Annotated in this window: 21 protein-coding genes and 1 pseudogene; 5 read left to right on the top strand and 17 right to left on the bottom strand. The window is 71.1% G+C overall.

Features of this window, described 5'->3' with window-relative positions; genetic code table 11:
- The first annotated feature begins 9 nt into the window (after positions 1–9).
- Both ABZ893_RS05300 and ABZ893_RS05295 read left to right on the top strand, forming a co-directional pair.
- Positions 10–1,980 (top strand): PIG-L family deacetylase, encoded by a 1,971-nt coding sequence (locus ABZ893_RS05300; protein ID WP_361397030.1) that lies wholly within the window; start codon positions 10–12, stop codon positions 1,978–1,980.
- On the top strand, positions 1,977–2,969 hold the full coding sequence (locus ABZ893_RS05295) for an endonuclease/exonuclease/phosphatase family protein (RefSeq protein WP_361397027.1): 993 nt from the start codon (positions 1,977–1,979) through the stop codon (positions 2,967–2,969). Before ABZ893_RS05300 ends, ABZ893_RS05295 begins: the two co-directional genes overlap by 4 nt.
- Here the strand turns inward: ABZ893_RS05295 and ABZ893_RS05290 are convergent.
- The 10 genes from ABZ893_RS05290 to ABZ893_RS05245 all read right to left on the bottom strand — a co-directional run bounded on the left by ABZ893_RS05290 (position 2,966) and on the right by ABZ893_RS05245 (position 14,020).
- Positions 2,966–3,331 (bottom strand): NTP pyrophosphohydrolase, encoded by a 366-nt coding sequence (locus ABZ893_RS05290; RefSeq protein ID WP_361397024.1) that lies wholly within the window; start codon positions 3,329–3,331, stop codon positions 2,966–2,968. The genes ABZ893_RS05295 and ABZ893_RS05290 overlap by 4 nt on opposite strands.
- A 142-nt stretch (positions 3,332–3,473) precedes the next feature.
- Positions 3,474–5,606, bottom strand: coding sequence for a 3-hydroxyacyl-CoA dehydrogenase NAD-binding domain-containing protein (locus ABZ893_RS05285; protein ID WP_361397021.1), 2,133 nt, complete (start codon positions 5,604–5,606; stop codon positions 3,474–3,476).
- Positions 5,603–6,829: an acetyl-CoA C-acyltransferase gene (locus ABZ893_RS05280; protein WP_361397017.1), complete on the bottom strand. Its 1,227-nt coding sequence runs from the start codon at positions 6,827–6,829 to the stop codon at positions 5,603–5,605. Before ABZ893_RS05280 ends, ABZ893_RS05285 begins: the two co-directional genes overlap by 4 nt.
- Positions 6,830–6,963: 134 nt before the next feature.
- Positions 6,964–7,674 carry a ferritin-like domain-containing protein gene (locus ABZ893_RS05275; protein ID WP_361397015.1) on the bottom strand — a complete coding sequence of 237 codons (711 nt, stop codon included), beginning with the start codon at positions 7,672–7,674 and terminating at the stop codon, positions 6,964–6,966.
- Positions 7,675–7,843: 169 nt separating this feature from the next.
- Positions 7,844–9,127, bottom strand: a complete 1,284-nt coding sequence (locus tag ABZ893_RS05270; protein WP_361397013.1) for a ribonuclease D — start codon at positions 9,125–9,127, stop codon at positions 7,844–7,846.
- A 177-nt stretch (positions 9,128–9,304) separates the two neighbouring features.
- The gene (locus ABZ893_RS05265; protein ID WP_361397010.1) at positions 9,305–9,769 is read right to left on the bottom strand and encodes a hypothetical protein; all 465 of its coding nucleotides are present in this window, start codon (positions 9,767–9,769) and stop codon (positions 9,305–9,307) included.
- A 95-nt stretch (positions 9,770–9,864) separates the two neighbouring features.
- On the bottom strand, positions 9,865–11,652 hold the full coding sequence (locus ABZ893_RS05260; protein ID WP_361397006.1) for an alpha/beta hydrolase: 1,788 nt from the start codon (positions 11,650–11,652) through the stop codon (positions 9,865–9,867).
- 5 nt (positions 11,653–11,657) lie between these two features.
- On the bottom strand, positions 11,658–12,104 hold the full coding sequence (locus ABZ893_RS05255) for a hypothetical protein (RefSeq protein ID WP_361397002.1): 447 nt from the start codon (positions 12,102–12,104) through the stop codon (positions 11,658–11,660).
- A gap of 244 nt (positions 12,105–12,348) precedes the next feature.
- Positions 12,349–13,011, bottom strand: coding sequence for a response regulator transcription factor (locus ABZ893_RS05250; RefSeq protein ID WP_100591261.1), 663 nt, complete (start codon positions 13,009–13,011; stop codon positions 12,349–12,351).
- A gap of 331 nt (positions 13,012–13,342) precedes the next feature.
- Entirely contained in the window at positions 13,343–14,020 is a 678-nt protein-coding gene (locus ABZ893_RS05245) for a DUF3000 domain-containing protein (RefSeq protein WP_361396998.1), read from the bottom strand.
- 188 nt (positions 14,021–14,208) lie between these two features.
- Here ABZ893_RS05245 and hemE point away from each other — a divergent pair, with 188 nt between their 5' ends.
- On the top strand, positions 14,209–15,276 hold the full coding sequence (gene hemE, locus ABZ893_RS05240) for a uroporphyrinogen decarboxylase (protein ID WP_361396995.1): 1,068 nt from the start codon (positions 14,209–14,211) through the stop codon (positions 15,274–15,276).
- Positions 15,277–15,393: 117 nt separating this feature from the next.
- Here the strand turns inward: hemE and ABZ893_RS05235 are convergent, their stop codons facing one another.
- Positions 15,394–16,779: an FAD-dependent oxidoreductase gene (locus ABZ893_RS05235; RefSeq protein ID WP_361396992.1), complete on the bottom strand. Its 1,386-nt coding sequence runs from the start codon at positions 16,777–16,779 to the stop codon at positions 15,394–15,396.
- A 105-nt stretch (positions 16,780–16,884) separates the two neighbouring features.
- Complete coding sequence (locus ABZ893_RS05230) at positions 16,885–17,862, bottom strand: DUF4349 domain-containing protein (RefSeq protein WP_361396989.1); 978 nt, start codon at positions 17,860–17,862, stop codon at positions 16,885–16,887.
- A 138-nt stretch (positions 17,863–18,000) separates the two neighbouring features.
- Between ABZ893_RS05230 and hemG the strand changes: the two genes are divergently transcribed.
- Both hemG and hemQ read left to right on the top strand, forming a co-directional pair.
- Entirely contained in the window at positions 18,001–19,467 is a 1,467-nt protein-coding gene (gene hemG / locus ABZ893_RS05225; RefSeq protein ID WP_361396986.1) for a protoporphyrinogen oxidase, read from the top strand.
- A 4-nt stretch (positions 19,468–19,471) separates the two neighbouring features.
- Positions 19,472–20,191: a hydrogen peroxide-dependent heme synthase gene (hemQ, locus tag ABZ893_RS05220; RefSeq protein ID WP_361396983.1), complete on the top strand. Its 720-nt coding sequence runs from the start codon at positions 19,472–19,474 to the stop codon at positions 20,189–20,191.
- 111 nt (positions 20,192–20,302) lie between these two features.
- Here the strand turns inward: hemQ and ABZ893_RS05215 are convergent, their stop codons facing one another.
- The 5 genes and pseudogenes from ABZ893_RS05215 to ABZ893_RS05195 form a co-directional block, all read right to left on the bottom strand.
- Positions 20,303–21,952, bottom strand: a complete 1,650-nt coding sequence (locus ABZ893_RS05215) for an alpha/beta hydrolase (RefSeq protein WP_361396980.1) — start codon at positions 21,950–21,952, stop codon at positions 20,303–20,305.
- A 104-nt stretch (positions 21,953–22,056) separates the two neighbouring features.
- Positions 22,057–22,830 (bottom strand): TIGR04222 domain-containing membrane protein, encoded by a 774-nt coding sequence (locus tag ABZ893_RS05210; RefSeq protein ID WP_361396977.1) that lies wholly within the window; start codon positions 22,828–22,830, stop codon positions 22,057–22,059.
- 144 nt (positions 22,831–22,974) lie between these two features.
- Positions 22,975–24,300: a DUF692 domain-containing protein gene (locus ABZ893_RS05205; protein WP_361397715.1), complete on the bottom strand. Its 1,326-nt coding sequence runs from the start codon at positions 24,298–24,300 to the stop codon at positions 22,975–22,977.
- 1,037 nt (positions 24,301–25,337) lie between these two features.
- Positions 25,338–25,586: pseudogene (locus ABZ893_RS05200) on the bottom strand (transposase family protein); the annotation flags it as partial.
- A 26-nt stretch (positions 25,587–25,612) separates the two neighbouring features.
- Positions 25,613–26,035 carry a DUF5959 family protein gene (locus tag ABZ893_RS05195; protein ID WP_361396974.1) on the bottom strand — a complete coding sequence of 141 codons (423 nt, stop codon included), beginning with the start codon at positions 26,033–26,035 and terminating at the stop codon, positions 25,613–25,615.
- Between the last annotated feature and the right edge of the window lie 167 nt (positions 26,036–26,202).

Raw genomic sequence — 26,202 nt, 5'->3', positions numbered from 1 at the left:
GACCGCCCGATGACCAGTCCCGCCTCCGTGCTGCAGATCGTGGCGCACCCGGACGACGACCTCTACTTCATGAACCCGGCGACCTTCCAGGGCATCAAGGCGGGCACACCCACGACCACGGTCTACCTGACGGCCGGCGACGCGAACGGGCGCAATCCGAGGCCCTGGCACCCGGACGAGTCCGTCCCGGATCACGCCGCCTACGCGAAGGCCCGGCAGAACGGCATCAGGGCCGCGTACGCCGCGATGACGCTCGGCGACCGCACGGCACCGTGGAAACCGGCCACGCTCACCACGGCGTCCGGCGCCCTCGCCGAGGTCTACCAACTGGTCGACGCGCCCTGGGTGACGCTGGTCTTCTTCAACATCCGCCAGCACGGCACTCCCGAGGGGCCGCCCCACAGCCTGCACGCCCTCTGGCACGGGGAGGCGGAACAGGTCGCGACGCTGGTGCCGGCCGGGGGCCTGGTGCAGGAGCTGTACGGGTACACGCGCCAGGGCCTGCGCGCCTCGCTGGCCCAGATGCTCGACGTCTTCCGGCCGACGCTGATCAGAACCCTGGACCCGGACCCGGACCGGCTGGTCCACGACAAGAAGTTCCCGCAGCGGCACGACTTCAAGAACCTCTCGGACCACAGCGACCACACGGCCGCGGCCCTGTTCGCCTGGGCCGCGCTCGACCACTACCAGGGCCCGGAGGGCGGCGCGCCGTTCACCGTCGAGGCCTTCCGCGGCTACTACAACGAACGCTGGCCGCACAACCTCAGCCCGCAGGCCGTGTCGCTGAAGGAGTTCTTCCTCAACGTCTACGGGGCGGCCGACGGATACGACAACGGCGACCCGGCGGGCAGCGGCGACTACATGGTGGGCCTCAACTCCCGGAACACCGGCTGGGTGCAGAGCACGACGCCCCGCTACCCGGGCGGCCCCAACTGGCTCCTGCCCGACCACCAGGGACGCCTGACCGCCTTCGCCGTGATCGGCCGGCAGGCCGCGATCTGGGTGGAGTCGAGCCCCGGCAGCGACCAGTGGCGCGGCCCCTTCCTCATGGGCGGCGGCCCGCTGGCGCCCGGCCTCGCGGCGCACCTCACCCCCGACGGCCGCTGGCAGGTCTTCGCCGAGCGCCTCTCCCACCTGGCCGCGGACGGAGCGCACAGCCGGGAGATCGTGCTGCTCGAACAGTCCGAGCCCGGCGGCGCCTTCCCCGGCTGGGTCTCGCTGGGCAACCCGTCGGCGGGGGACCCCGAGCGGGACCGTCACCTCGGCGGTCCGGTGGTCACCCGGGACGGCAACGGACGGCTGCACCTGTTCGTGCGCAACGCGGGGCAGGGCCTGCACACCCGGGTCCAGGAGCGTGACGGCTCCTGGGGGGAGTGGACCGACCTGCACGGTCACGACCTCCAGGAAGGGCTTTCGGCCGTGACCGCGCCGAGCGGCAAGGTGGAGGTCTTCGCCCCCAGCCGCGACGGGGTGTTCCACTGGGCGCAGGCGACGCCTGACCATCCCCTCGCCCGGGCACCCAGGTTCCGGCTCACCACACCCGCGGGGCCGTGCTCCGCCGTCGTCCAGCCGAACGGGCGGGTGGCGGTGTTCTACCGGCAGCCGGACACGGCCCGCGTGCGGATGGCCGAGGAGGACGCGCCCGGCGGGCGCTGGGCCCAGCCCGCGATGAGCCTGTCGGGGCGCGGCGGTTTCGGTCCGGTCGCCTGCGCGGCGGGCCCGGCCCCCGAAGCGGGCACACTGCTCGCCACCCGAAGCGACCTCGGCGGGGTCGCGTACCGGTTCGTGCCCGGTGACGGCCCGTGGCACGAACTGCCCATGACCGCGCTCGGCGGCACCGTCGCGCACGCTCCCGCGGCGGCCTTCGACGCGCTGGGTCGGGGCACGATCGCGGTGATCACGCCCAGCGGGCATCTCGCCGTCAGCCGCCAACGCGGCCCGGAGGGACCGGAGTTCGGCCCTTGGTGGTTCGTGGGGTGAGCTGGCGGCCCGACCGGTGGGCCGAACGGCGGGCGGCGCTGGGCGCGTTGTGCCTGCTGTTCGGCGCGGCGGCGCCGACGAGCCCGAGGGCCGCGGCGCCGCAGGTCGTGGCCACGTACCGCGTCTGGCAGTGGAACGTGGCCGGGAACGCGGTGCACCACGGCTCGACCACCGACGGCCTCGTCGAGGCGGCGGCCGCCTCGCTGGTGCACCGCCGCATCGACCTCGCCTCGTTCAACGAGCTGTGCTACGGCCAATTCCAGCGGATCCGGGACGAGTTGACCGCCCGGCACTGGCCCGTCGACCCGCGTAACTTCGGCCGCTTCGAACCGAGCCTGCCGAGCGGCGACCCCGCGGTCTGCCAAGGCGACGCCTACGGCATCGCGGTCTTCAGCAGACAGCCGCTGGGGACCGCCGACCGCTGGACGCTGCCCGACGACCGGCGCAGGGAGAAGCGGAAGCTGCTCTGCGCTCCCGTGACCGGCGGACCGCGCATCCGGCTGTGCACCACACACATCACCGTCAGCCGGGACACCGGACCCGGCGGCGTTCCGGACGACGTCGCCCAGCTCACCTATGTCCTCGACCGGGCGGAGCGGTACCACGCGGCCGGTGACACCGTGGTGCTGGCCGGCGACTTCAACGCCCAGCCGGACGACGCCCGGCTGAATGCGTACTACACGAGCAGTGCCGGCACCGGCCATTACCGGGAGATCGACGACAACGACCCGGACCACTGCCCCGGTTACGGGGAGGGGACCGTCGACGTCGAACCGGAGGCCGCACCGTCCTGCGGTGGCAAGGCCAAGATCGACATGATCTTCGTCCGGGAGGACGTCCTCTCGGCCCACGACGGTGACTCCCTGGCGATCCCTACGAGTTGCGCGGGCTCGCGCCCCTGCTCGGACCACCGGGTCCTGACGGGAACGGTCACGGTCACCGTCGACCGACCGAAAGACGGTGGCCCTGGTCCTCGCGCCCGGCGCTAGTCGTCCCGCCGCTCCCCGCCGTACACCGTCCGAGGCCCCACGCACTCCGCCCCCAACTCGCCCACCCGGAACCGCAGTTCACGGTCCGCCGTCACGACGACGCAGGGGCCGTCCGCCGCCGCGACCAGCGCCACGATGTGGTCGTCCCCGCTCCCCGGCGCCGACTCGACCCGTACGCCCGGTACCGACTCCACGCCGCGCGCCGCGCCCTCGACGACGAGCACGATGTCGACGTCACCGCGCTCGGCCCGTGTCACCAGCCGGTCCCGCAGCCGCTCGGCGGCCCCGCGCCGGTCGCGCCACCAGCCGTCGGGCACGGAACCGACGACATTCGCGCCGTCGACGATCAGCAGAGTCTCCATGCGCCCCACCTTCGCACGGTCACCATGGGCCTCACGTCCACACGGCCTCCCCGGGCCACACCTACGCACGGCCTCCTACGCACGACGAGGCCCCGGCACCACAGGGGGTACCGGGGCCTCGCCGCATGGGGGTACTGGGGGACTACGCGGGAACGCTCGCCACGCCCTGGTCCAGGAACCGCTTGCCCGTCACCCGCTCGCTGACGCCCTCGCGGTCCAGGTACGGCGTGATGCCGCCCAGGTGGAAGGGCCAGCCGGCGCCCGTGATCAGGCACAGGTCGATGTCCTGGGCCTCGGCGACGACGCCCTCGTCCAGCATGAGCCGGATCTCCTGGGCGACGGCGTCGAGCACGCGGTCGCGGACCTGCTCCTCCGTCAGGACGACGTCGCCCTGCTTGAGGAGCGCGGCGACCTCGGGGTCCAGCTCCGGCTTGCCGGAGTCATAGACGTAGAAGCCGCGCTTGCCCGCCTTGACGACGGCCGCGAGGTTCGGGGACACCGTGAAGCGCTCCGGGAAGGCGCGGTTCAGGGTCTCCGAGACGTGCAGGCCGATGGCCGGGCCGACCAGTTCGAGGAGGACGAGCGGGGACATCGGCAGGCCGAGCGGCTCGACCGCCTTCTCCGCGACCTCGACCGGCGTGCCCTCGTCGATGACGTTCTGGATCTCGCCCATGAAGCGGGTCAGGATGCGGTTCACGACGAACGCCGGGGCGTCCTTCACGAGCACGGCCGTCTTCTTCAGCTTCTTGGCGACACCGAAGGCCGTGGCCAGCGAGGCGTCGTCGGTCTGCTCGCCGCGCACGATCTCCAGGAGGGGGAGGATCGCTACCGGGTTGAAGAAGTGGAAGCCGACGACCCGCTCGGGGTGCTTCAGCTTCGACGCCATCTCGGAGACCGAGAGCGACGAGGTGTTGGTGGCGAGGATCGCGTGCGCCGGAGCGACCGCCTCGACCTCCGCGAACACCTGCTGCTTGACGCCGATCTCCTCGAAGACGGCCTCGATGATGAAGTCCGCGTCCGCGAAGCCCTCGGCCTTGTCCAGGACACCGGAGACCAGGCCCTTGAGACGGTTGGCCTTGTCCTGGTTGACACGGCCCTTGCCGAGCAGCTTGTCGATCTCGGCGTGGACGTAGCCCACACCCTTGTCGACGCGCTCCTGGTCGATGTCGGTCAGCACGACCGGCACCTCCAGGCGGCGCAGGAACAGCAGGGCGAGCTGCGAGGCCATCAGGCCCGCGCCCACGACGCCGACCTTGGTGACCGGGCGTGCCAGGTTCTTGTCCGGGGCACCGGCGGGACGCTTCGCGCGCTTCTGCACCAGGTTGAACGAGTAGATGCCGGCGCGCAGTTCACCACCCATGATCAGGTCGGCGAGCGCCTTGTCCTCGGCGTCGAACCCGGCCTGCAGGTTCCCGTCCTTGGCGGCGGCGATGATCTCAAGGGCGCGGTACGCGGCCGGGGCGGCGCCGTGCACCTTGGAGTCGGCGATGAACCGGCCGCGCGCGACCGCCTCGTCCCACGCGTCACCGCGGTCGACCTCGGCGCGCTCGACGCTCACGTCACCCTTGAGGACGTTCGCCGTCCAGATCAGCGACTGCTCCAGGAAGTCCGCGCCCTCGAAGATCGCGTCGGCGATCCCGAGCTCGAAGACCTGCTTGCCCTTGAGCTGCTTGTTCTGGTTCAGGCTGTTCTCGATGATGACCGAGACGGCCTTGTCGGCGCCGATCAGGTTCGGCAGCAGCGCGCAGCCGCCCCAGCCCGGGACCAGACCGAGGAAGACCTCGGGCAGCGAGAACGCCGGCAGCGACTTGGAGACGGTGCGGTACGTGCAGTGCAGACCGACCTCGACACCGCCGCCCATGGCTGCGCCGTTGTAGTACGCGAACGTCGGGACGGCGAGACCCGCGAGGCGCTTGAAGACCTCGTGGCCGCCCTTGCCGATGGCCAGCGCGTCGTCGTGCTTCTTGAGGAGCTCGACACCCTTGAGGTCGGCGCCGACGGCGAAGATGAACGGCTTGCCGGTGATGCCGGCGCCGACGATCGTACCGTCGGCCGCCTCCTGCTCGACCTGGTCGATCGCGGTGTTCAGGTTCGCGAGCGAGGCCGGGCCGAAGGTGGTCGGCTTCGTGTGGTCGAGGCCGTTGTCCAGCGTGATCAGCGCGAACCGGCCCGCGCCGAACGGCAGGTCGAGGTGGCGCACGTTCGCCGACGTGACGACCTCGTCCGGGAACAGCTCGGCGGCGCCCTTCAGGAGCTCGGTGGTGGTGGTGCTCACTTGTCGCCTCCGGCGTCCTTGTGGTGCGGGTTCTCCCAGATGACCGTGGCGCCCATGCCGAAGCCGACGCACATGGTGACCAGGCCGTAGCGGACCTCGGGCTGCTCCTCGAACTGGCGGGCCAGCTGCGTCATCAGACGGACGCCGGAGGAGGCCAGCGGGTGGCCGAACGCGATGGCGCCGCCGTACTGGTTGACGCGCGAGTCGTCGTCGGCGATGCCGTAGTGGTCCAGGAAGGCGAGGACCTGGACGGCGAAGGCCTCGTTGATCTCGAAGAGGTTGATGTCCTCGATCGACAGACCCGCCTTGGCGAGCGCCTTCTCCGTGGCCGGGATCGGGCCGTAGCCCATGACCTCGGGCTCGACGCCGGCGAAGGCGTAGGAGACGAGGCGCATCTTGACCGGCAGGTTGTTCTCGCGGGCGAAGTCCTCGGACGCGATGATCGACGCGGTCGCACCGTCGTTCAGACCGGCCGCGTTGCCCGCCGTGACGCGGCCGTGGACGCGGAACGGCGTCTTCAGACCGGTCAGGTTCTCGATGGTCGTGCCCGGGCGCATCGGCTCGTCGGCGGTGACCAGGCCCCAGCCGGTCTCGCCGACCTCGGGGTTGGTGTTGCGGACCGAGATCGGGACGAGGTCCTGCTGGATCTTCCCGTTCGCGTACGCCTTCGCCGCCTTCTCCTGCGAGCGCACGGCGTACTCGTCGGCGCGCTGCTTGGTGATGTGCGGGTAGCGGTCGTGCAGGTTCTCGGCGGTCATGCCCATGAACAGGGCGGACTCGTCGACGAGCTTCTCCGACACGAAGCGCGGGTTCGGGTCGACGCCCTCGCCCATCGGGTGACGGCCCATGTGCTCGACACCGCCCGCGATGACGGCGTCGTACGCGCCGAAGGCGATGGAGCCCGCGGTGGTGGTGACGGCGGTCAGGGCGCCGGCGCACATGCGGTCGATGGAGTAGCCGGGCACGGACTGCGGGAGGCCCGCGAGGATGCCGGCGGTGCGGCCGAGGGTCAGGCCCTGGTCGCCGATCTGCGTGGTCGCGGCGATGGCGACCTCGTCGATCTTCGCGGGGTCGAGGGCCGGGTTGCGGCGCAGCAGCTCCCGGATGGCCTTCACGACGAGATCGTCGGCGCGGGTCTCGTGGTAGATGCCCTTCGGGCCCGCCTTGCCGAACGGGGTGCGGACGCCGTCGACGAAGACGACGTCCCTGACGGTACGAGGCACGATGGCTCTCCTCCAGATGCGGGATGGCACTGCCGCGCGGCACGCTCCCGGAATGCGGGCGGCGCGCTGCGAATACCGTCATGCTACTTGTGAGTAACCAAGTCGTGTAGCCCCCACGGCCGGAGCGGCGAAGGTCACACCCTGCGATCGACGACGGAACGCCCGACTGGCCCTGCCGACACCACCACGTCCCGGACGAACCGCCACCGGCCCACGCCCAGTCGCCGCAGCCCCGACCCGTGATCGCACGCGACCACGAGCGCCGCCCCGAGCAGCAGCCCCCGCCAGCCCGCGAGCACCAGCCGCACCACCGGCCGCGGCACCCCACGAAACGCCTCGCGCAGCCGGTCGCAGTGGAACGGCACATGCCGCTCCTCGTCCGCGAGCACCGCCCCCGCCACCCGCGTCGTCAGCGCGTCCCCGGTGCCGTCCCGCAGCGCCCGGTAGTAGCGCAGCGCCACCACCTCGGCGACCATCAGCACGAGCAGTTCGAGCCGCAGCCCGAGCAGCCGCCGCAGCCGTACGAAGACGGTGTCGCTCCAGTGCGAGACGAGCGGCGGCACCCCGCTGGCCCCGAGCAGCAGCCCCAGAAGCCGCGCGTGATTCTGCTCCTCGGCCACGAACAGCCGCACGGCCCGCGCGTACGCGGCATCACCGGCGCGGTCCGCCTTGGCGATCAGATTCGCCCCGTCCCCGCTCTCCCCGACCTGGAACCGCCGCACACTGCGCCACACAGCGGGGTGTACGCGGGCGCCCAGCCCCCAGTCGGGATCCCCCGCTGCCTCACGCCGCTCCCGCTCGCCCTCGAACTCCCGCACCCATGCTTCGTACCCCCTGGTGATCATGAGGGGGAACGTAGTCAGGGGGTTGGTGGTGCAGGGGGCTGCGCGGGGGCACCGGTACAGAACCGGGACGAATGGCGGGCGGGCGGGTGCGGGCGCGGGCGTGGGGTGCCGGCAACGCAAAAACGCCCCCGGGAGTGATCCCGGGGGCGTCGTCACGTGTGTGTCAGCCTCAGGCGGTCTGCTTGAGCGCCTCGGTCAAGAGCGGCGTGACCTGTTCGATCTGCCAGGGCCGTGCCCCGTACCCGCGCAGCACCTCCGCCACGGCGGCCTCGGAGCGGTCGCCCGGGGGCTCCCAGCACACGCGGCGGACGGTGTCCGGCGTGATCAGGTTCTCCTGCGGCATGTTCAGCGTCTCGGCGAGCGCCGACACCGCGGCCCGCGCAGCGGACAGGCGTGCCGCCGCGACCGGGTCCTTGTCGGCCCAGGCGCGCGGGGGAGGCGGGCCGGCGACGGGGGCGCCGGGCTGCGGCAGCTCCGCGTCGGACAGCTCCTTGGCCCGGTCGACCGCCGCCTGCCACTGCTCCAGCTGACGCCGGCCCATCCGGTGCCCGAACCCGGGCAGCGCGGCCAGCGCGTGCGTGTTCGGCGGGAGCGAGAGCGCGGCCTCGACGATCGCGCCGTCCCCGAGCACCTTGCCGGGCGAGACGTCGCGCCGCTGGGCGATCCGGTCCCGCGCGGTCCACAGCTCCCGGACGACGGCCATCTGACGGCGGCGGCGCACCTTGTGCATCCCGGACGTACGGCGCCACGGGTCCTTGCGGGGCGGGGCGGGCGGCGCCGAGGCGATGGCGTCGAACTCCTGGTGGGCCCACTCCAGCTTGCCCTGCCGGTCGAGCTCCTTCTCCAGGGCGTCGCGCAGGTCGACGAGCAGCTCCACGTCGAGGGCGGCGTACCGCAGCCACGGGTCGGGCAGGGGCCGGGTCGACCAGTCGACGGCGGAGTGGCCCTTCTCCAGGACGTAGCCGAGGACGTTCTCCACCATCGCGCCGAGGCCGACGCGCGGGAACCCGGCGAGGCGGCCGGCCAGCTCGGTGTCGAAGAGGCGGCTCGGGACCATGCCTATCTCGCGCAGGCACGGGAGGTCCTGCGTGGCGGCGTGCAGCACCCACTCGGCGTCGCCGATCGCGTCGCCGAGCGCGGAGAGGTCGGGGCAGGCCACGGGGTCGATGAGCGCGGAGCCCGCACCCTCGCGGCGCAGCTGCACCAGGTAGGCGCGCTGCCCGTAGCGGTAGCCGGAGGCACGCTCGGCGTCCACGGCCACGGGCCCGGTGCCCGCGGCGAAGGCCGCGACCACCTCGGCGAGGGAGCCCTCGTCGGCGATCACCGGCGGAATGCCCTCGCGGGGTTCGAGCAGGGGGATCGGCACCTCCGCAACAGATCCGCCGTCGTCCGGGGGTGCGCCCCCGGTGGTTCGCAGTGAGCTGTCTGCTGCGGTCTCTTGGGCGTCGGTCACCTGTCAAGGGTATCTGCACGTAGGTGTGCCTGACCTGCGTGTTCCGGCCAATAGTCGGCTGACCTGCGAGAACGCGTCTCGCTGCTCCGCAGTATCGGCATTTCTCCGCCTCATGCGCCCCGAATGTGCCCTGGTGCGTGTCGGTGGGCGGGTCCGCCCTGCACGGCCGAAGCGCGGCTAGTACTCCTTGTTCAGGTCAGTACCCGCCGGAGCCTTGAAGCAGCCCGACACGACCGTCACCATGAGGAGCGGCTCCTGCTTCCCTGACTCTCCGGTGATTCTCAGCGATGCGTTCAACGAGAATCGGTCGTTCTCGGAGTCGGCAGTGATCTCCAGGTTCTTGTTGGCGCTGCTGTCAGGTCCGTACTGGACGATCTTCCAGCCGTGTTCGGGCAGACTCTCCTTGAGTCGCTCGAATCCGGCCCTCAGCTTCTGGGGTGCGACGCCGTAGACCGACCACGGATGACGAGTCTTGTACAGGTGGTCGGGGTCTTCGTCGCAGGTGGAGACTCCAGGACCGGGTTCGGTGACCTTGCCTTCCTTGATGGCGATCATGTCGAGGATCTGGCTGGAGTGGCTGCGTGTTTTTTCTCGGGCCTTATCAACGTCGAGGGTTGTGGGCTCGTACCCGAGGTCATCCACGGTCTTCGAACATCCTGTCAACAGAAGAGGAAGCACTGCCACGGCTGCGAGAGCGGCCTGCCTCCAGCTGGGCTGTTTCCTTAGCGGACTCACAGTCATTCCTTCACGTCGCCGTACTTGCCCACCACCACGGCCGCCTGATTGTTCAGGGACACGGAGTCAGCATCCCAGTAGCCGCTGTGACCGCTGGTGTCGACGTCCATGCGGTGGGCGCCGAAGGACTCGTCGGAGGGGATCGAGATGATCGGTCCGAGGCTGTACGGGACGCCATTCCATGTGTTGACGCCGAACTTGCGGCCGCCCAGAGCCTCCTGTCCCATGGCGGGCACGGGGTCGTTGCTTGCTGCCTCCGACCAGACGTGGTCGCTTCCGACCTCGAGTTCTGAGGCGTCGCTCACCAGCATGCCGGGGCTGCCGGCCACGACGACGTCGTCCGCGGCCAGGTTGCCGTCCTCCTTGGCGGCGGCGCCGATCGTGGTACTGCCGTAGCTGTGACCGACCAGGGTGGTGTGGCTGCTTTCCGGGCCGCCCTGTGCGGTCTGGAGTCCGTCCATGAATGTGTTGAGCGCGGGGGCCCCGTCGTACGCGTAGTGGCGGGCGGTGGCGTTGGGTACGACGTTGTCGGGAGCGTCGTAGCCGATCCACGTGATCGTGGAGGTGCTCTGCCCTGGAGATTGCTGGTTCGCGGCACGCCACAGTTCTGACATGCGGTTGATGTCGCCGTGTGCGTTCGCGAGGCTCGCCCCGGTCCCCGGCACGTAGACGGCTGTGTTGTCAGCCGTGTCGGGGTTGCCGGTGGCGACGATGGCGCGACCGTCACCCTGGGTGTCGAAGCCGAGAAGGTACGCCTGCGGCAGTCCCGAGGTCGACCCGCCCTTCGAGCCCTGGCCCGGCATACCGCTCTCGTCGAGGCGGGCCTGGATCGCCTCCATGCCCTTCTGGTCGTCGGTGAGCCTGACCCACTTCTGCCAGGCCGGATTGACCACTGAGGAGGGCGGGTCGCCCTTCTGGACATACTGGGGTGGGTTCGCGGGCAGAGCGTCCAGCTCGATCTGGGTCTGCGCCATCGTCTGTGCGAGCACCATCCGGTTCGACGTGTCGCGGGCGATGCTCGGGATCCCGTCGAGCGCGCCGACCTCGGCCGGGTACAGCGTCGTGTACTCGTCGCGCTGCTCCTGGGTGAGGTGGTCCCACCACCTCTTGTTCTCCGCTGGACTCTTTCCGTGCGGGATATCGCTCTTGTCCAGCAGGCCGCCGGTGGTCTTCTGGGCCGCCCGCAGGTCCTTGCCCGAGTCGGCCAGCATCTCCTTGGTCACCGAGAGACCGGCCGGTGCCTTGAGCCTGCGCAGCACGCTGGCGTACCGGGCGTCGATCTCGGCGGCGTCGTTGACCGCTGTGGAGATCCGCTCGGCGATGTCTTCGGCCTTGCCCTTGTTCTCGTTGCCCTGCCCTTCACCCTTGCCCGGCAGGAACGGCAGCTGCGAGCCCGGAGTGGCCTTGTCGTTGCCCGAGACAAGGGGAACGGGGTTGGGGTAGGTGACCGAGCCGTCCGGGTTGACCGTGAATCCCAGGCTCTCGGCGTCCTCAAGAGCCTGGTGGAGCTTGCGCTGCGGAGCGTGGAGATCCTTGGCGAGGGCGTTCAACGTGGTGCGGATCAGGCCGCACTCGCTGTGCAGGTACTGGTAGTTGTCGCGGAGCCGGTTCAGCCGGCCCACCGCCGCGTCCGGCGTCTTGCCCTTCTGCGTGCTGCGCACGGGGATGGACATCTCCTGGTCCACACGAACCCGAGCCGCGTCCGAGCGGCGGCTGACGTCTCCCCAGCCGTCGGCGGCATCCTCGTACTCGCTGATCTTCAGATCTCGGAGCTGCTGCCAGGTCGTCATTCAGATCACCTGGCCCAGCCGGGCTTGCCGGGGGTGTGTACGCCGTTGGCTCTGTCCTTGACACCATGGTCGGTCTCGCCGAACTTCTTGCCGGTCTTGCCGAGTGCGTCGTGCAGGTAGTCGCACTCGTCACGCACTGTTTGAAGCCTTTCCTCCCAGGTCGGCTGAATCTCCTTCAGCGCGGCCGTGCAGTCGAAGCCCTGGGTGCAGACGCCGATGCCGTTGTCAGACTTCGTCAACTCGGTCAGACCGTTGTGGGTGGAGGTGCTCAGCTCCTTGGCGACGCGGGCCGCACCGGTCCACGGGGTGTCCGTGATCAGCAGGTCGGGGCCGCCACTGCCGGTGGCCGGCGCGGAGTGATCGCCGGCGGCGGAGGCGCTGTTCAGCTGCACGTGGGCGGTATGCCGGTCGGCGGCCTGACCCTTGAGCTGTTCCCACTCGTCCCATGCCATGCGTTTTCCTCCCCCGTTTCCCGGACTCTGCTCCGGAGAGCTCCGTTTCCACTGCGCTTGTGTAATGAGGCTGCCGCGACAGACGTTACGGGTGTGTTGCACTGCGTCACGTCCGTCGCATCACTCAAACGGCACTGAGTACCCGTACCTACCCCCAGTCCTGAGCGTGGAACGAACGTACGCACAGAGCCCGTCGACGGAACGTTCCGTCGACGGGCTCTGAACGTACGTAAACAAGTCAGGATCAGTGAATGATGCCGGTGCGCAGGGCCACGGCGACCATGCCGGCGCGGTCGCCCGTGCCGAGTTTGCGTGCGATGCGGGCGAGGTGGCTCTTGACGGTCAGAGCGGACAGGCCCATCGAGACTCCGATGGCCTTGTTCGACTGGCCCTCGGCGACGAGCCGGAGCACCTCGACCTCACGTCCTGACAGTTCGCGGTAGCCGCCCGGGTGGCTCGGAGCACCCGGGGGGCGGCGGTGCATTCTGGCCGCGGCGGACCCGATGGGGGCCGCGCCGGGGCGGGAGGGGAGACCGACATTGGTACGGGTGCCGGTGACGACGTAGCCCTTGACCCCGCCCGCGAGGGCGTTGCGCACGGCACCGATGTCGTCGGCGGCGGAGAGGGCGAGCCCGTTGGGCCAGCCTGCAGCACGAGTTTCGGACAGAAGGGTAAGGCCGGAGCCGTCCGGAAGATGGACGTCAGCGACACAGATGTCTCGGGGGTTGCCGATGCGGGGACGAGCCTCCGCGACGGACGAGGCCTCGATGACGTCACGTACACCGAGCGCCCACAGGTGGCGGGTCACGGTGGAACGGACGCGGGGGTCGGCCACGACCACCATCGCGGTCGGCTTGTTCGGGCGGTAGGCGACCAGGCTTGCGGGCTGCTCGAGGAGAACGGACACCAGGCCTCCTGGGGTGCGGGACGGGACCGGCTCGGGGATGAAGCCGGGGCGAACCGTGCTTTCAAGGTCACAGACCTCTTCGGCAGCAAACCCGCCCGCCTTTAGAGAAAGATCACGATTTAGTGAGTAACAATTCGTGCAATTCGGACACGCGATCGATCATCCGAAGATCGACCGAAGATCGAAACGAATCACAACGGGACCGGAACTCTTCGAGGTCCGGTCCCGATTCGTGTCACGCACACCCACGCCCACTCCGTCACCGTCGGCGACGGAAGGCCGAAAATCGCCTGCGGTAGCCGCCCAGCACACGCGGCCACTCACCCGTCCGTCAGGACTTCTGCGGCCCCCGGCGCTGAGGCAGCGTCACCACGGACGCGTCCCCGGGGCTCGAAGGAGGCAGACCCGCGACCTGGCTGAGCAGATCACACCAGGCCGCCAGATGCGCTGCCGTGTCGGGCACGCCGCCCGAACCTTCACGCGGTGTCCACGAAGCCCGGATCTCGATCTGGGACGCCGGTGGCCGGTCGCCGAGTCCGCCGAAGTAGTTCGAGCCCGCCCGCGTCACCGTGCCGCTCGGCTCCTCGAACGCGAGGCCGCGCCCCTTCAGCGCCCCCGTCAGCCACGACCAGCAGACCTCCGGGAGCAGCGGGTCCGCCGCCATCTCCGGCTCCAGCTCCGCCCGCACCAGCGTCACCAGGCGGAACGTCCCGCGCCACGCGTCATGCCCCGCCGGGTCGTGCAGCAGCACGAGACGCCCGTCCGCGAGGTCCTCGTCGCCGTCCACCACCGCGGCCTCCAGCGCGTACGCGTAGGGCGCGAGGCGCTGGGGCGGCTTGGCCGGGTCCACTTCGATCTCCGGGCGCAGCCGCGCCCCCCGCAAGGCGTCGACCGCCGCGCGGAACGGAGGTGGAGCCGAGTCCACCGGATCGTTCGTCTTACGCCCCTCCCGCTCTGATTCAGTCATTCCGTCAGCGCCGTCCGACAGTCGTCCCTCAGCCGCAGCCATGCGGGGAAGATTAAGGGGAACGCGGGCTTCGCGCAGGGAGAGACACAGGGAGAGACAGGGGAGAGGAGCGGGAGGGGAGGGGGAGAGGAGCGGGAGGGGAAGGGGAGAGGAGCGGGAGAGGTGCAGGGCCTTCGCGCCCCGATGTCCCCGGGCCTGCCGTTGCTGCGACCCGTGCGAGACTCTTCGACGTGAGTGCCAACCTCCGCCCCACGGGCCAGCAGCCGACAGCGACGTACGAATCCGCCTTTCTCAAGGCGTGCCGGCGTGAGCCGGTGCCGCACACCCCGGTGTGGTTCATGCGTCAGGCGGGTCGCTCGCTGCCCGAGTACCTCAAGGTGCGCGAGGGCATCCCCATGCTCGACTCCTGCATGATGCCCGAGCTCGTCGCCGAGATCACGATGCAGCCCGTGCGCCGCCACCACGTCGACGCCGCCATCTACTTCAGCGACATCGTCGTCCCCCTCAAGGCCATCGGCATCGACCTCGACATCAAGCCGGGCGTCGGGCCCGTCATCGAGCAGCCGATCCGCTCGCGCGCCGACCTCGCGCGCCTTCGCGACCTCACGCCCGAGGACGTCTGGTACGTCACCGAGGCGATCGGCCTGCTGACGGCCGAGCTCGGCTCCACCCCGCTCATCGGCTTCGCCGGCGCGCCTTTCACCCTCGCGAGCTACCTCGTGGAGGGCGGCCCGTCCAAGAACCACGAGCACACCAAGGCCCTGATGTACGGGGACCCGCAGCTGTGGACCGACCTGCTCGACCGGCTCGCCGAGATCACCTCCGCGTTCCTCAAGGTGCAGATCGAGGCCGGCGCCTCCGCCGTCCAGCTCTTCGACTCGTGGGTCGGCGCGCTCGCCCCCGCCGACTACCGCCGCTCCGTGATGCCCGCGTCGGCCAAGGTGTTCCAGGCCGTCGAGGAGTACGGGGTGCCGCGCATCCACTTCGGTGTCGGCACCGGTGAACTGCTCGGGCTCATGGGCGAGGCCGGCGCCGACGTGGTCGGCGTCGACTGGCGCGTGCCGCTCGACGAGGCCGCCCGCCGCGTCGGCCCCGGCAAGGCGCTCCAGGGCAACATCGACCCCGCGGTCCTCTTCTCCACGCAGGAAGCGGTGGAGGCCAAGGCGGACGAGGTCCTCGCCGCGGCCAAGGACCTGGAGGGCCACGTGTTCAACCTGGGCCACGGAGTCATGCCGACGACGGACCCGGACGCGCTGTCGCGCCTCGTGGAGTACGTCCACACGAAGACGGCCGTCTGACCCGGACGCGCCCTACAGCGACGCGCGCTGGACGCCGTCACGTTGTACGCCGACGCCCGCCATCTCCGTAGAGGTGGCGGGCGTCGGCGTACCTGGCTCGGGGGAGTCACACCTTCCTCAGCCCTGCGCCGCCCGTACCGCCGCCGTCGCCTTGCGGGCCGCGACCAGGACCGGGTCCCACACAGGGGAGAACGGCGGGGCGTAGCCCAGGTCGAGTGCCGTCATCTGTTCCACCGTCATCCCCGCCGTCAGCGCGACCGCCGCGATGTCGACCCGCTTCGCCGCTCCCTCGCGCCCGACGATCTGGACGCCGAGCAGCTTGCCCGTACGGCGTTCCGCGAGCATCTTCACCGTCATGTCGGCCGCGCCCGGGTAGTAGCGGGCGCGGCTGCTCGACCGGATCGTGGCCGTCACGAACTGGAGGCCCGCCCGGCGCGCGTCCTTCTCGCGCAGGCCGGTGCGCGCGATCTCCAAGTCGCACACCTTGCTGACCGCCGTCCCGACCACACCCGGGAACGTCGCGTAACCGCCGCCCACGTTCGTCCCGATGACCTGGCCGTGCTTGTTGGCGTGCGTGCCGAGCGCGATGTGCCGCTCGCGTCCCGACACCAGGTCCAGGACCTCCACACAGTCGCCGCCCGACCAGATGTTCTCGTGGCCGCGCACGCGCATCGCGAGGTCCGTGAGCAGCCCGCCGTGGCTGCCCACCGGGAGCCCGGCGGCGCGGGCGAGGGTCGTCTCGGGGCGTACGCCGATGCCGAGGACCACCACGTCGGCCGGGTGCTCGGCGGCCGTCGTCGCCACCGCCCTCACCCGCCCGTCGTCATCCGTGAGGATCTTGGTGACCTCGGCGTCGTCGACCATCGTGATGCCCAGGCCCGTCATCGCCTCGTGCACGAGGCAGCCCATGTCGGGGTCGAGCGTCGACATGGGCTCGGCCCCGCGGTTGACGACCGTGACCTCGTACCCGCGGTTGATCAGCGCCTCCGCCATCTCCACGCCGATGTAGCCCGCGCCCACGACGACGGCCCGCCGCCCCCGCGTCCCGGCCAGCGTGTCGAGCAGGGCCTGCCCGTCGTCGAGGGTCTGCACCCCGTGCACACCCGGCGCGTCGATCCCCGGCAGCTCCGGCCGGATCGGCCGCGCCCCCGTGGCGATCACGAGCTTGTCGTACGACGTCCAGTCCTCCGCCCCCGTGTCCAGCTCACGCCACCTCGCCCGCCCGCCCTCGACGTCGAGTTCGGTCACCTCCGTGCGCATCCGCAGGTCGATGGCGCGCTTGCGGTGCTCCTCGGGCGAGCGCGCGATCAGCTCCTCGCGCTCGGACACGTCGCCGCCCACCCAGTACGGGATGCCGCACGCCGAGTACGAGGAGAAGTGCCCGCGCTCGAAGGCCACGATCTCCAGCTCGTCGGGGCCGCGCATCCTGCGTGCCTGCGACGCGGAGGACATCCCCGCCGCGTCCCCGCCGATGACCACAAGTCGCTCACGTGAAGGGCTCATGCGCACCAAACTACGTGGGCGGCCCATGACGGGGACGGTCGCCCGGCTTACTGGCTCCGGGCCCTGCGGGTGCGTCGGCGCCCCGTAAACGAGCGCCCGCCCCAGTCACTCGTGCTCGCCCCGCGCGGGCGCCGGCACCGTACCGGCCGCCGGAGCCTGGGACGGTACGGGAGCCGGTGCCCGGCGCGGCAGCCGGCGTCGTACGACGCGCACCCACAGGAAGGCCAGCAAGACGCCCACCGCCGCGAACGGCAGCACCGCTCCGATGACCACCGCGACCCAGCGCAGCATCGTCACGAACGCGTGCCAGCCGCCCGAGACCGCGTCGGTGAACCCGGGCTCCTTGTTCTTCCCCTCCGCCGGCTTCACCGGAGTCTCGGTCAGTGACAGCGTGATCGTCGCCAGGCTCGTCCGGTCCTTGAGGGACGCCTGCTGGGCGAGCAGCGCCTCCAGGTCGGACTCGCGGGTGCTCAACTCCCCTTCCAGGGCGACCACATCACTCAGTTTCGTCGCCTTGTCCATCAGCTCCCGCACCCGCGCCACGCTCGCCCGCTGCGACTTGACGCGGCTCTCGACGTCCACGACCTGGTCGGTGACGTCCTGCGCCTTCTTGTTCCGCTCGAGGAGCTTGCCCGCACCCGAGAGGTCCGCGAGCACCTGCTCGTAGCGTTCCTGGGGGACGCGCAAAACGACCCGGGAGCGCTCGTGGCCCTCGCTGTCGCGGTCGGTCGTCTCGTCGCCGACGATGCCGCCCGCGTTCTCCGCCGCCGTACGGGCCTTGTCGAGCGCCTGCGGCACGTCCTTGACCTGCACCGTGAGGTTCGCGGTGCGGATGATGCTGAGGCCGGTGAGTCTGGGCGCCCCGCGCTGGGCGGAGCCGCCCGCGGCCTGACCGCCGCCGGCTCCCTTCGCGTCACCGCTGTCCGCGGCGGCCGCCTTCTCACCGGCCTTGCTGTCCCCGGCGACGCCCGCGCCGCCGGCGCTGCACCCCGTAAGAGCGAGGGACGCCACGAGCAGTACGGCGCCCGCCGCCCGTACGCCACGGCTTCCCGGACGCGTTCCTGTGGTTCCTGACCATCGCATCGGCGTACCCCCGGAGGTTGGAGTGGTGGGACGGCTCTTCTCGCACCTCCTTCGACGGCCGGGCGGCCCGTTTCGGTGGTTGCCGGGCGGTCCCGATGCGGTCACGGTCGGGACTCGACCGTCTGAGACAGTGGGGTCATGCGCGAAGCGGAGACAGGGACGGGAACGGGGCAGGCGCCCAGGGCGGTCGTCATCGGCGGAGGAATCGCGGGGCTCGCCGCGGCCCACCGGCTGCTCGGCACCGGCGCCCACGTCACCGTCCTGGAGGCCTCAGGCCGTCTCGGCGGCAAGCTGCGCGCCGGCGAGATCGCGGGCGTACGGGTCGACCTCGGAGCCGAGTCGATGCTCGCGCGGCGCCCCGAAGCCGTCGCCCTCGCCCGCGAGGTCGGGCTCGCCGACCGGCTCCAGCCCCCGAGCACCGCCACCGCGTCCCTCTGGACCCGGGGCACGCTGCGGCCCATGCCCAAGGGCCACGTCATGGGCGTCCCCGGCACCGCCGCCGCCCTCTCCGGAGTCCTGTCCGACGAGGGCCTGGCCCGTATCGAGAAGGACCGCGACCTGCCGGCCACCGAGTTCGGCGAGGACGTCGCCGTCGGCGAGTACGTGGCCGAGCGGCTCGGCCGCGAGGTCGTCGACCGGCTCGTGGAGCCGCTGCTCGGCGGGGTCTACGCGGGCGACGCGTACCGCATCTCGATGCGCAGCGCCGTCCCCCAGCTCTTCGAGGCGGCGCGCGCCCACCGCTCCCTGACCGAGGCCGTCCGCGGCATCCAGGAGCGCGCGGCACAGAACCAGCAGACCGGCCCCGTCTTCATGGGCATCGAGGGCGGCATCGGCAGCCTCCCCCTCGCCGTCGCCGATTCCGTCCGCGCGCGCGGCGGCGAGATCCTTCTCGACAGCCCCGTCCACGAACTGCGCCGCGCCCCCGACGGCTGGCGGATCCGGGTCGACGACCGCGTCGTCGAGGCCGACCTCGTCGTTCTCGCCGTGCCCGCGCGGCAGGCGGCCCGGCTCCTCGACACCGAGTCACCGGCAGCCGCCGCCGAGCTGCGCGCCGTCGAGTACGCGTCGATGGCCCTGATCACCCTCGCGTTCCGGCGGGCCGAGGCGAACCTGCCCGAGGGCTCCGGCTTCCTCGTGCCGCCCGTCGACGGCCACACCATCAAGGCGTCCACGTTCGCCTCGAACAAGTGGGGCTGGATCGCCGCCGAGGACCCGGACCTGGTCGTCGTACGGACCTCGGTCGGCCGGTACGGGGACGAGAAGGACCTCGCGCGCGACGACGAAGGGCTCGTCGACGTCTCGCGGCACGACCTGCGCGAGGCCACCGGCCTGACCGCAGAACCCGTCGCCACCCGCGTCACCCGCTGGCACGAGGGCCTGCCCCAGTACCCCGTCGGCCACCACGCGCGCGTGGCCCGCGTCCGCGCCCACGTCGCCGAGGTCCCCGGGCTCGCCGTGTGCGGAGCGGCGTACGACGGGGTCGGCATCCCCGCCTGCATCGCGAGCGCCTACGCGGCCGTCGACCGGCTCGGCGGTGGCCTGACACGGGCCGCGGAGCCGACCGCCCACCCGGTGCGGAGTCCGCACGGCGGCGCGGGAGAATAGACACATGAGTGACGACGCAGCCGCCAAGATCCCCAACGCCGGCAAGAAGGCCAAGGACCTCAACGAGGTCATCCGGTACACCCTGTGGTCCGTCTTCAAGCTCCGCGACGTCCTCCCCGAGGACCGCGCGGGCTACGCGGACGAGGTCCAGGAGCTCTTCGACCAGCTCGCCGCGAAGGACATCACGGTCCGCGGCACGTACGACCTGTCGGGCGTGCGCGCCGACGCCGACCTGATGATCTGGTGGCACGCGGAGACCTCCGACCAGCTGCAGGAGGCGTACAACCTCTTCCGCCGTACGAAGCTCGGCCGCGCCCTGGAGCCGGTCTGGTCGAACATGGCGCTGCACCGCCCCGCCGAGTTCAACCGCTCGCACATCCCGGCGTTCCTCGCCGACGAGAACCCCCGCGACTACGTGAGCGTCTACCCCTTCGTGCGCTCCTACGACTGGTACCTGCTGCCCGACGCGGACCGCCGCCGGATGCTCGCGGACCACGGCAAGATGGCCCGCGGCTACCCCGACGTGCGCGCCAACACGGTCGCCTCGTTCTCGCTCGGCGACTACGAGTGGATCCTCGCCTTCGAGGCCGACGAGCTGCACCGCATCGTCGACCTGATGCGCCACCTGCGCGCCTCCGAGGCCCGGATGCACGTCCGCGAGGAGGTCCCGTTCTACACGGGCCGCCGTAAGAGCGTCGCCGAACTGGTCGAGGCCCTCGCCTAGTCCGGGGTTTCCCGCACACGCAGACGTACACGCAGACGTACACGCGGAGGCCGGCCGGTCATGACGACCGGCCGGCCTCTTCGCGTCCGCGCGCCCGTCGTCAGCCCGTCGTCAGCCCGTGGCGAGCGGGGTCGGTTCGGGGTGCGGGGCGCAGAAGGCCTGGGCCGCCGGTACCCGCCCTTCCATCAGGTAGGCGTCGAGGTGGCCGTTGACGCATTCGTTGGGGCCGCCGGCGATGCCGTGGTTCCCGGCGCCGCGCTCGGTGACCAGGGCCGACCCGGCCAGCCTGCGCCACAGCTCCCGGGCTCCCTCGTAGGGGGCGGCCGCGTCCCGTTCGGCGGCCAGGATCAGCGTCGGGGGCAGCGCGCCGGGCGCGGTCCGCACGTCGACGGGGCGCATCCGGGGGGCGGGCCAGTACGCGCAGGGCAGGTTCATCCAGGCGTTGGTCCACGTGCCGAACGGCGCGGTGCGGGCGAGCGCCGTGTTGTCGCGGTCCCAGACGCGGAAGTCGGTGGGCCAAGCCGCGTCGTTGCACTCGACGGCCGTGTAGACGGCGGCCGCGTTCTCGCTCTCCACGGCCCCGGCGGGCTGTGGCGCGGCCTGCTCGACGAGCGGCTTCGGATCGCCCTTCAGGTACGCGGACAGGGCGCTCGCCCGCATCGCCCAGTAGTCGTCGTAGTACCCGACTTGGAGGTACGCGGCCTGGAGCTCGCCGGGGCCGACGGTGCCGCCCGCGGGTTCCCTCGCGAGCCGCGCCCGCACCTTCTCGTAGCTCCGCCGCACCTCGTCCGCGGTCGCGCCCAGGTGGTACGTCCCGTCGTGCTCGGCCACCCAGTGGCGGAAGTCCGCCCAGCGCCGCTCGAAGGCCGCCGACTGCGCGAGGTTGTCGGCGTACCAGATCTGCTTCGGGTCGGGGTTCACGGCCGCGTCGAAGACCATGCGGCGCACGTGCGTGGGGAACAGCGTCGCGTACACGGCCCCGAAGTAGGTGCCGTACGACGCCCCCATGAAGTTCAGCTTCGGCTCACCGAGCGCGGCGCGCAGCACGTCCAGGTCGCGCGCGTTGTTGAGCGTCGTGTACTGCCGCAGCGCGTCCCCGGCGCTCTTCGCACACCTCTGCGCGTACGCCTTGGCCCGCGCGATCCGCTCCGTCTTGTACGCGGCGGAGGGGCGCGTCGGCGCCTGCGTGGGGCCTTTCCCGAACCGCTTCGGGTCCTCGCAGGACAGGGGCGCGGAGCGGCCGACGCCGCGCGGGGCGTAGCCGACAAGGTCGTACGCGGACGCGATGCGCTTCCACTCCGGCATCAGGCCGACGAGCGGGAAGTACATGCCGGACCCGCCGGGTCCGCCGGGGTTGAAGACGAGGGCGCCCTGCCGGGCGACCGGTTTGCCGTCCTCGGGGGCCGTCATGCCCGTGGCCTTCACCCGGCTGACGGTCAGTCGGATCTGCTTGCCGGCGGGGTGCGCGTAGTCGAGGGGGACGGAGACGGTGCCGCACTTCACGTACTTCGGGAGTTGCTCGGCGGCGGCGCACGGGCCGAAGCGGATGCCGGTGGCCGCGGCGCGGGCGGCGGCGACGGCGGTGCCGCGCAGCGCGGCGGAGTCCGGCGGTGGTGCGGGGTCGGCGCGGCCGGGGGTGGCGACTAGGGCGGTGAGGACGAGGGAGCCTGCGGCGGCGTAGAGGGGGAGGGCGTGGCGGGAACGGGGGCTGGGGGAAGGGGTGTTGCGCGAGGGGGCGTTCTGGGAGGGGGCTGCTCTCATGGCGCTTCTCATCGCGCTTGTCGTCCCTTTCGTTCGAGCGGCGAACAAAAGGGATACTTCGTGCGGCAGTTGGCGAAGTAAAGCACCGGCCCGCCGGTGTCGGCTCAATGACCCCGTTGCGCCGTACTGAACGCGGAGCGCAATGCCGCGTCGGGGACGGCACGTACGCCATGCATGGCGACGGCGGTGAGCAGCCCCGCGTCCGCGCTCTCCGTACGCGTGGCCTTCGGCAGCGCGCCGATGAGCCGCTGCCCGGCGGGCGAGGCCCAGCTGGTGTACGGGTGCGCCTCGTAACGGGCGATCGCCAGACAGGCCAGGGTGAGCGCCAGCGGCAGCGAGAACCACGCGACGATCAGTACATCGTCCCCTGGTGCGATGTCGGGCATCAGCAGGGACGCGGTGGCCAGCCCCACGCAGGCGAGCGCGGCGCCCCGCACCTGCCGGACCGCGCCCATGATCCCGGTGCGCGCACCGTGCGGAACGGCGAGGCCCGCCGCGACCAGCCGGTCGGCGACCGCCCGTACCGCGTCCGCCGCCACCGTCGCCCGGCGCACCGCCCCTATCCGGGACTGCCCCTCCGGCCCGATCGCGCCGATCACCGACCGCTCGAGGTCGTCACCGCCGACCGGGTCGACCACGGTCGCCCAGCCGGTGTGCGCGAGCCACAGGCGCCGGCTCCGCGCCATCGAGACGAGGGTCAGGTCGACGACCCGGTACGGGCCGCCCGACAGGAACGCGGCCTCGTACAGCGTCAGCTCGTGGCCGCCGTCGTCGCCGGCGGGCTCGCTCGCCGCGGCGTGCACGGCGGCGAGGCACAGGCGTGCGCAGGACAGGAAGGCCGCGGCGCAGGCCATCAGGAGGAACAGGACCCAGAGCATGGCGTTTTTCTATGCCAGGTGTTCGGGTGGGCGCCACGGGCTTTTCACCATGTGGACAGAGGGTCGCCGGTATGTGACGTTCCGTTTCCCGGTCGGGCGAGTTCGTTCCGTTCCCCGGTCACGCGAGTCAGTCCCGTTTCCCGGTCACGCGAGTTCAGGGACGCCGCGTGCGCGGTGCAGGGCGGACCGGGCCGCGCGCGCGAGCCGCGCCACCGGCCGTGCCGACGGAGGCATCGGCCCCGACCGCTCCCGCCACCACCGCTCCAGCCCGCGCCGCGCACCCGCGTCCGGCCGGGAACCCGCGTCCATGTGCTGCCCCGCGTCGAGCAGGTGCTCCGCGAAGTCGAGCGCGTCCCGCCGGTACCCGCCCGTCATGGGGCGCGACCGCGCGTACGACAGGAACGCCGGCCGGTACGCGGAGCCGAGGATCACCGGCAGCTCGGGCGCCACCTTCGCCACGACATCCGCGCGCTTGCCGAACAGGGCCCTGCCCTGCACCTTGAGCCGCGCGTGGTCGAAGCCCTCGGGAGCGGGGGTGCCGGCGACGAGGGAGGAGAGGAGGGAGGCCTGGGCGAGGGCGAGACGGTGGCGGGCGGCGGTGGTGTCGTCGGCGAGGGTGACCCGGCGTACGGCGTGGTCCTGCGAGGGCGCCGTCGTCAACGTCCGCCCGATCTCGGCCAGTTCACGCTCCAGCTCCTCCGGTGCCGGGAAGTTCTCGTCGCGCTCGAGGAGGACGCCGGGCGGCGAGACCCGGGACGCCAGGTCGGCGAGGATGTCGAGGACGGGGCGCGGCACCGGGTGCGCGTGGCTGTCGTGCCATACGCCGTCACGCTCGAAGCCGCCCGCCACGTGGACGTAGGCGATGGCCTCGACGGGCAGCTCGGTGAGCGCCTTGGCCGGGTCCTCGCCGCGGTTGACGTGGTTCGTGTGCAGGTTCGCCACGTCGATCAGAAGGCGGACACCGGTGCGCTCCACCAGCTCGTACAGGAACTGTCCCTCCGTCATCTCCTCGCCGGGCCAGGAGAACAGGGCCGCGATGTTCTCGACGGCGAGCGGGACGGGCAGGGCGTCCTGGGCTGCGCGGATGTTCTCGCAGAGCACGTCGAGGGCGTCGAGGGTGCGAGGGACGGGCAGCAGGTGTCCGGCCTCCAGCGGCTGCGACGCGGTGAGCGCGCCGCCCGCCCGTACGAACGCGATGTGCTCGGTCACGAGCGGGGAGCCGAGCGCCTCGGCGCGGGCCGCGAGGTCGGCGAGCCTGCCCGCGTCGGGCCGGTCGGCGCCACCGAGACCGAGCGACACCCCGTGCGGCACGACGGTCACGCCGCGCTCGCGGAGCCGGAGCAGGGAGTCGGGGACGTGGCCGGGGCACACGTTCTCGGCGACTGCCTCGACCCACTCGACGCCCGGCATCGCCTCCACGGCCTCCGCGATCTCCGGACGCCAGCCGATGCCCGTACCCAGACGCTCGATCCGCTGCATGGTTCCCCTCCTCCACCCGGCGTGTGCGCCGCGCCGTGCTGCGCTGTGCGATGCCGGTGTCATGACCCCGACCGGCGCGTGCGAACCCAGGAGGAGGGACGTTCAGAGGTTCATTTGAGGTTCCGCCGGGGTGGCGGGCACGGCCGGTTCACGGAGTTTGAGGTTCCGCTGGGGTGGCGGGCAGGCTCGGCTTACGGAGTTTGAGGTTCCGCCGGGGTGGCGGGCAGGCTCGGCTTACGGAGCCTGTAGTTCCGCCCCGCGCAGCGCCGGATGGTCGGCGACGACCGTGCAGGAGCCGGGGGCGACCTCGGTCGACCCCCTGCGTCTTGCACTCCGCGCCGACCTGCACACTCTCCGTATTCGACCTTGGTTGGTGTGGTTCCCGCTGGCCTCGGCTGACCCTCCGTCCAGGGCTGACTCCGCCCAACGGCTCCTCGTCTGCGTCACCGGCGAGCGGATCGCTTGGGGGCGCTGGCGTTCGCGTTCCCGGCGTGGCTCCGTTCAGTTGGGGCCCTGGCTGGCCCGTACCGGGGTGAGAAGGGCGCACTCGACAATTAGTTGGCTGCGTTTGACCGTTCAGCGAGCTTTGGTAACAACCATCCAGTGCCACGAACGCCCCTGATGGCTCGTATCGACCTCGCCGATCGTCGTCCAACCGTCACGCCACTTGCCGCGCCCGTGGTACTTGGCGCGGCAGGAGCATGTGCACAGATGTCCCTGGGCGTTCTTGCAAGCCGAGTTGCATCTCTCGCCCGGGTTGTATTCGCGCCAGACCATAACGCTGTGATTCCTGCTAAGAAGTAGGCCAGCCATATGGAGAAAGTGCCCGTTGGTAACAGTCCAGCATCCGCGGTGGCCGTCCCAGCGTGGCGTGCGGTTGACGGCGAGCAGGGTCCCGAGCTTCTGCTCGTGCTCCCACGAGGTGTGAGCGGGGAGCCAGATGCCGAGCCACCTCTTGGCTGGCAGAGAAAGCGACGGAAGGTGGTTGCCCTCCCATTTCGGCAGCCACTCGGGTGCCTTGAGATAGTGACTCGGTCGGCGGCTGACTTCGAGATCCCGAACAGCGGGCCGAGCTGCCGCATCGTCAAGTTCGTTCGCCAGTACGCCGCGACCAGCAGAACCCGATCCTCCAGTGCCAGGCCCCAGGGCCTTCCCCGCCGGGCCGGCTCCGCTGCTTCGCGCCGCAGCGCAGTGACGAGTTTGCGGAAACTCCGCAGGTTCAGCCCGGTGAACGGGCCTATCCAAGACGGCTGCGACGCCGTGATCACACCAGCCACACGAAGATGATCACACCTGGCGCGCCCTATGAGGAGCGCGTGACCGCCTTCCGGACACCGGCCAACCGCAGCCGGTTCTCCTGCAGCCACTCTGAGCCGACATCGATCGGCACACGCACGGCGATCTGTGTCGACGGCGAGTCGTGCACCGTCACCTCCACCGGGTCATCCGGCACTACCTCTACCCAGGCACTACGGCCACCAGCCGGCCACTCCGCCCCCTCCTCCGTCTGAAGGGCATCGAGGCACCGCTCCCACTCGTCCAGGTCCCCCAGCGACACCTGCAGCCCAACCCGTCCACCGACGAAGCCGCTCTCCACAACGATCTCGGCCGCGTAATACCGCTCTTCCCCCATCAGTAGAGGCTCACCGCATCTCACCTCAATGGAGACACTCTGAACCGGATCTGCGAACCGGAAGAGTTCGACCGCCTGCGCTTCGTCGACCACAACTGCCTCTTGAACACTCGATGGACCAGGTTGCTCTAGATCCTCTCGCACGCACTGTCCCGGACGACAGTTTCATGAGGCACATGCGGGACATCACTTAGGGTGCCGCTGTGACTAAGCGTTGTCCCGTAAATGATCTAGCACGGGTGCGTTGACCTGCCTGATCG

It is taken from the genome of Streptomyces sp. NPDC046821 (assembly GCF_040645335.1).
In the GTDB taxonomy this organism is placed as follows: Bacteria; Actinomycetota; Actinomycetes; order Streptomycetales; family Streptomycetaceae; genus Streptomyces.
The sequence above is the reverse complement of the archived record's forward strand: the minus strand, read 5'-3'. Positions and strand labels throughout refer to the sequence as shown.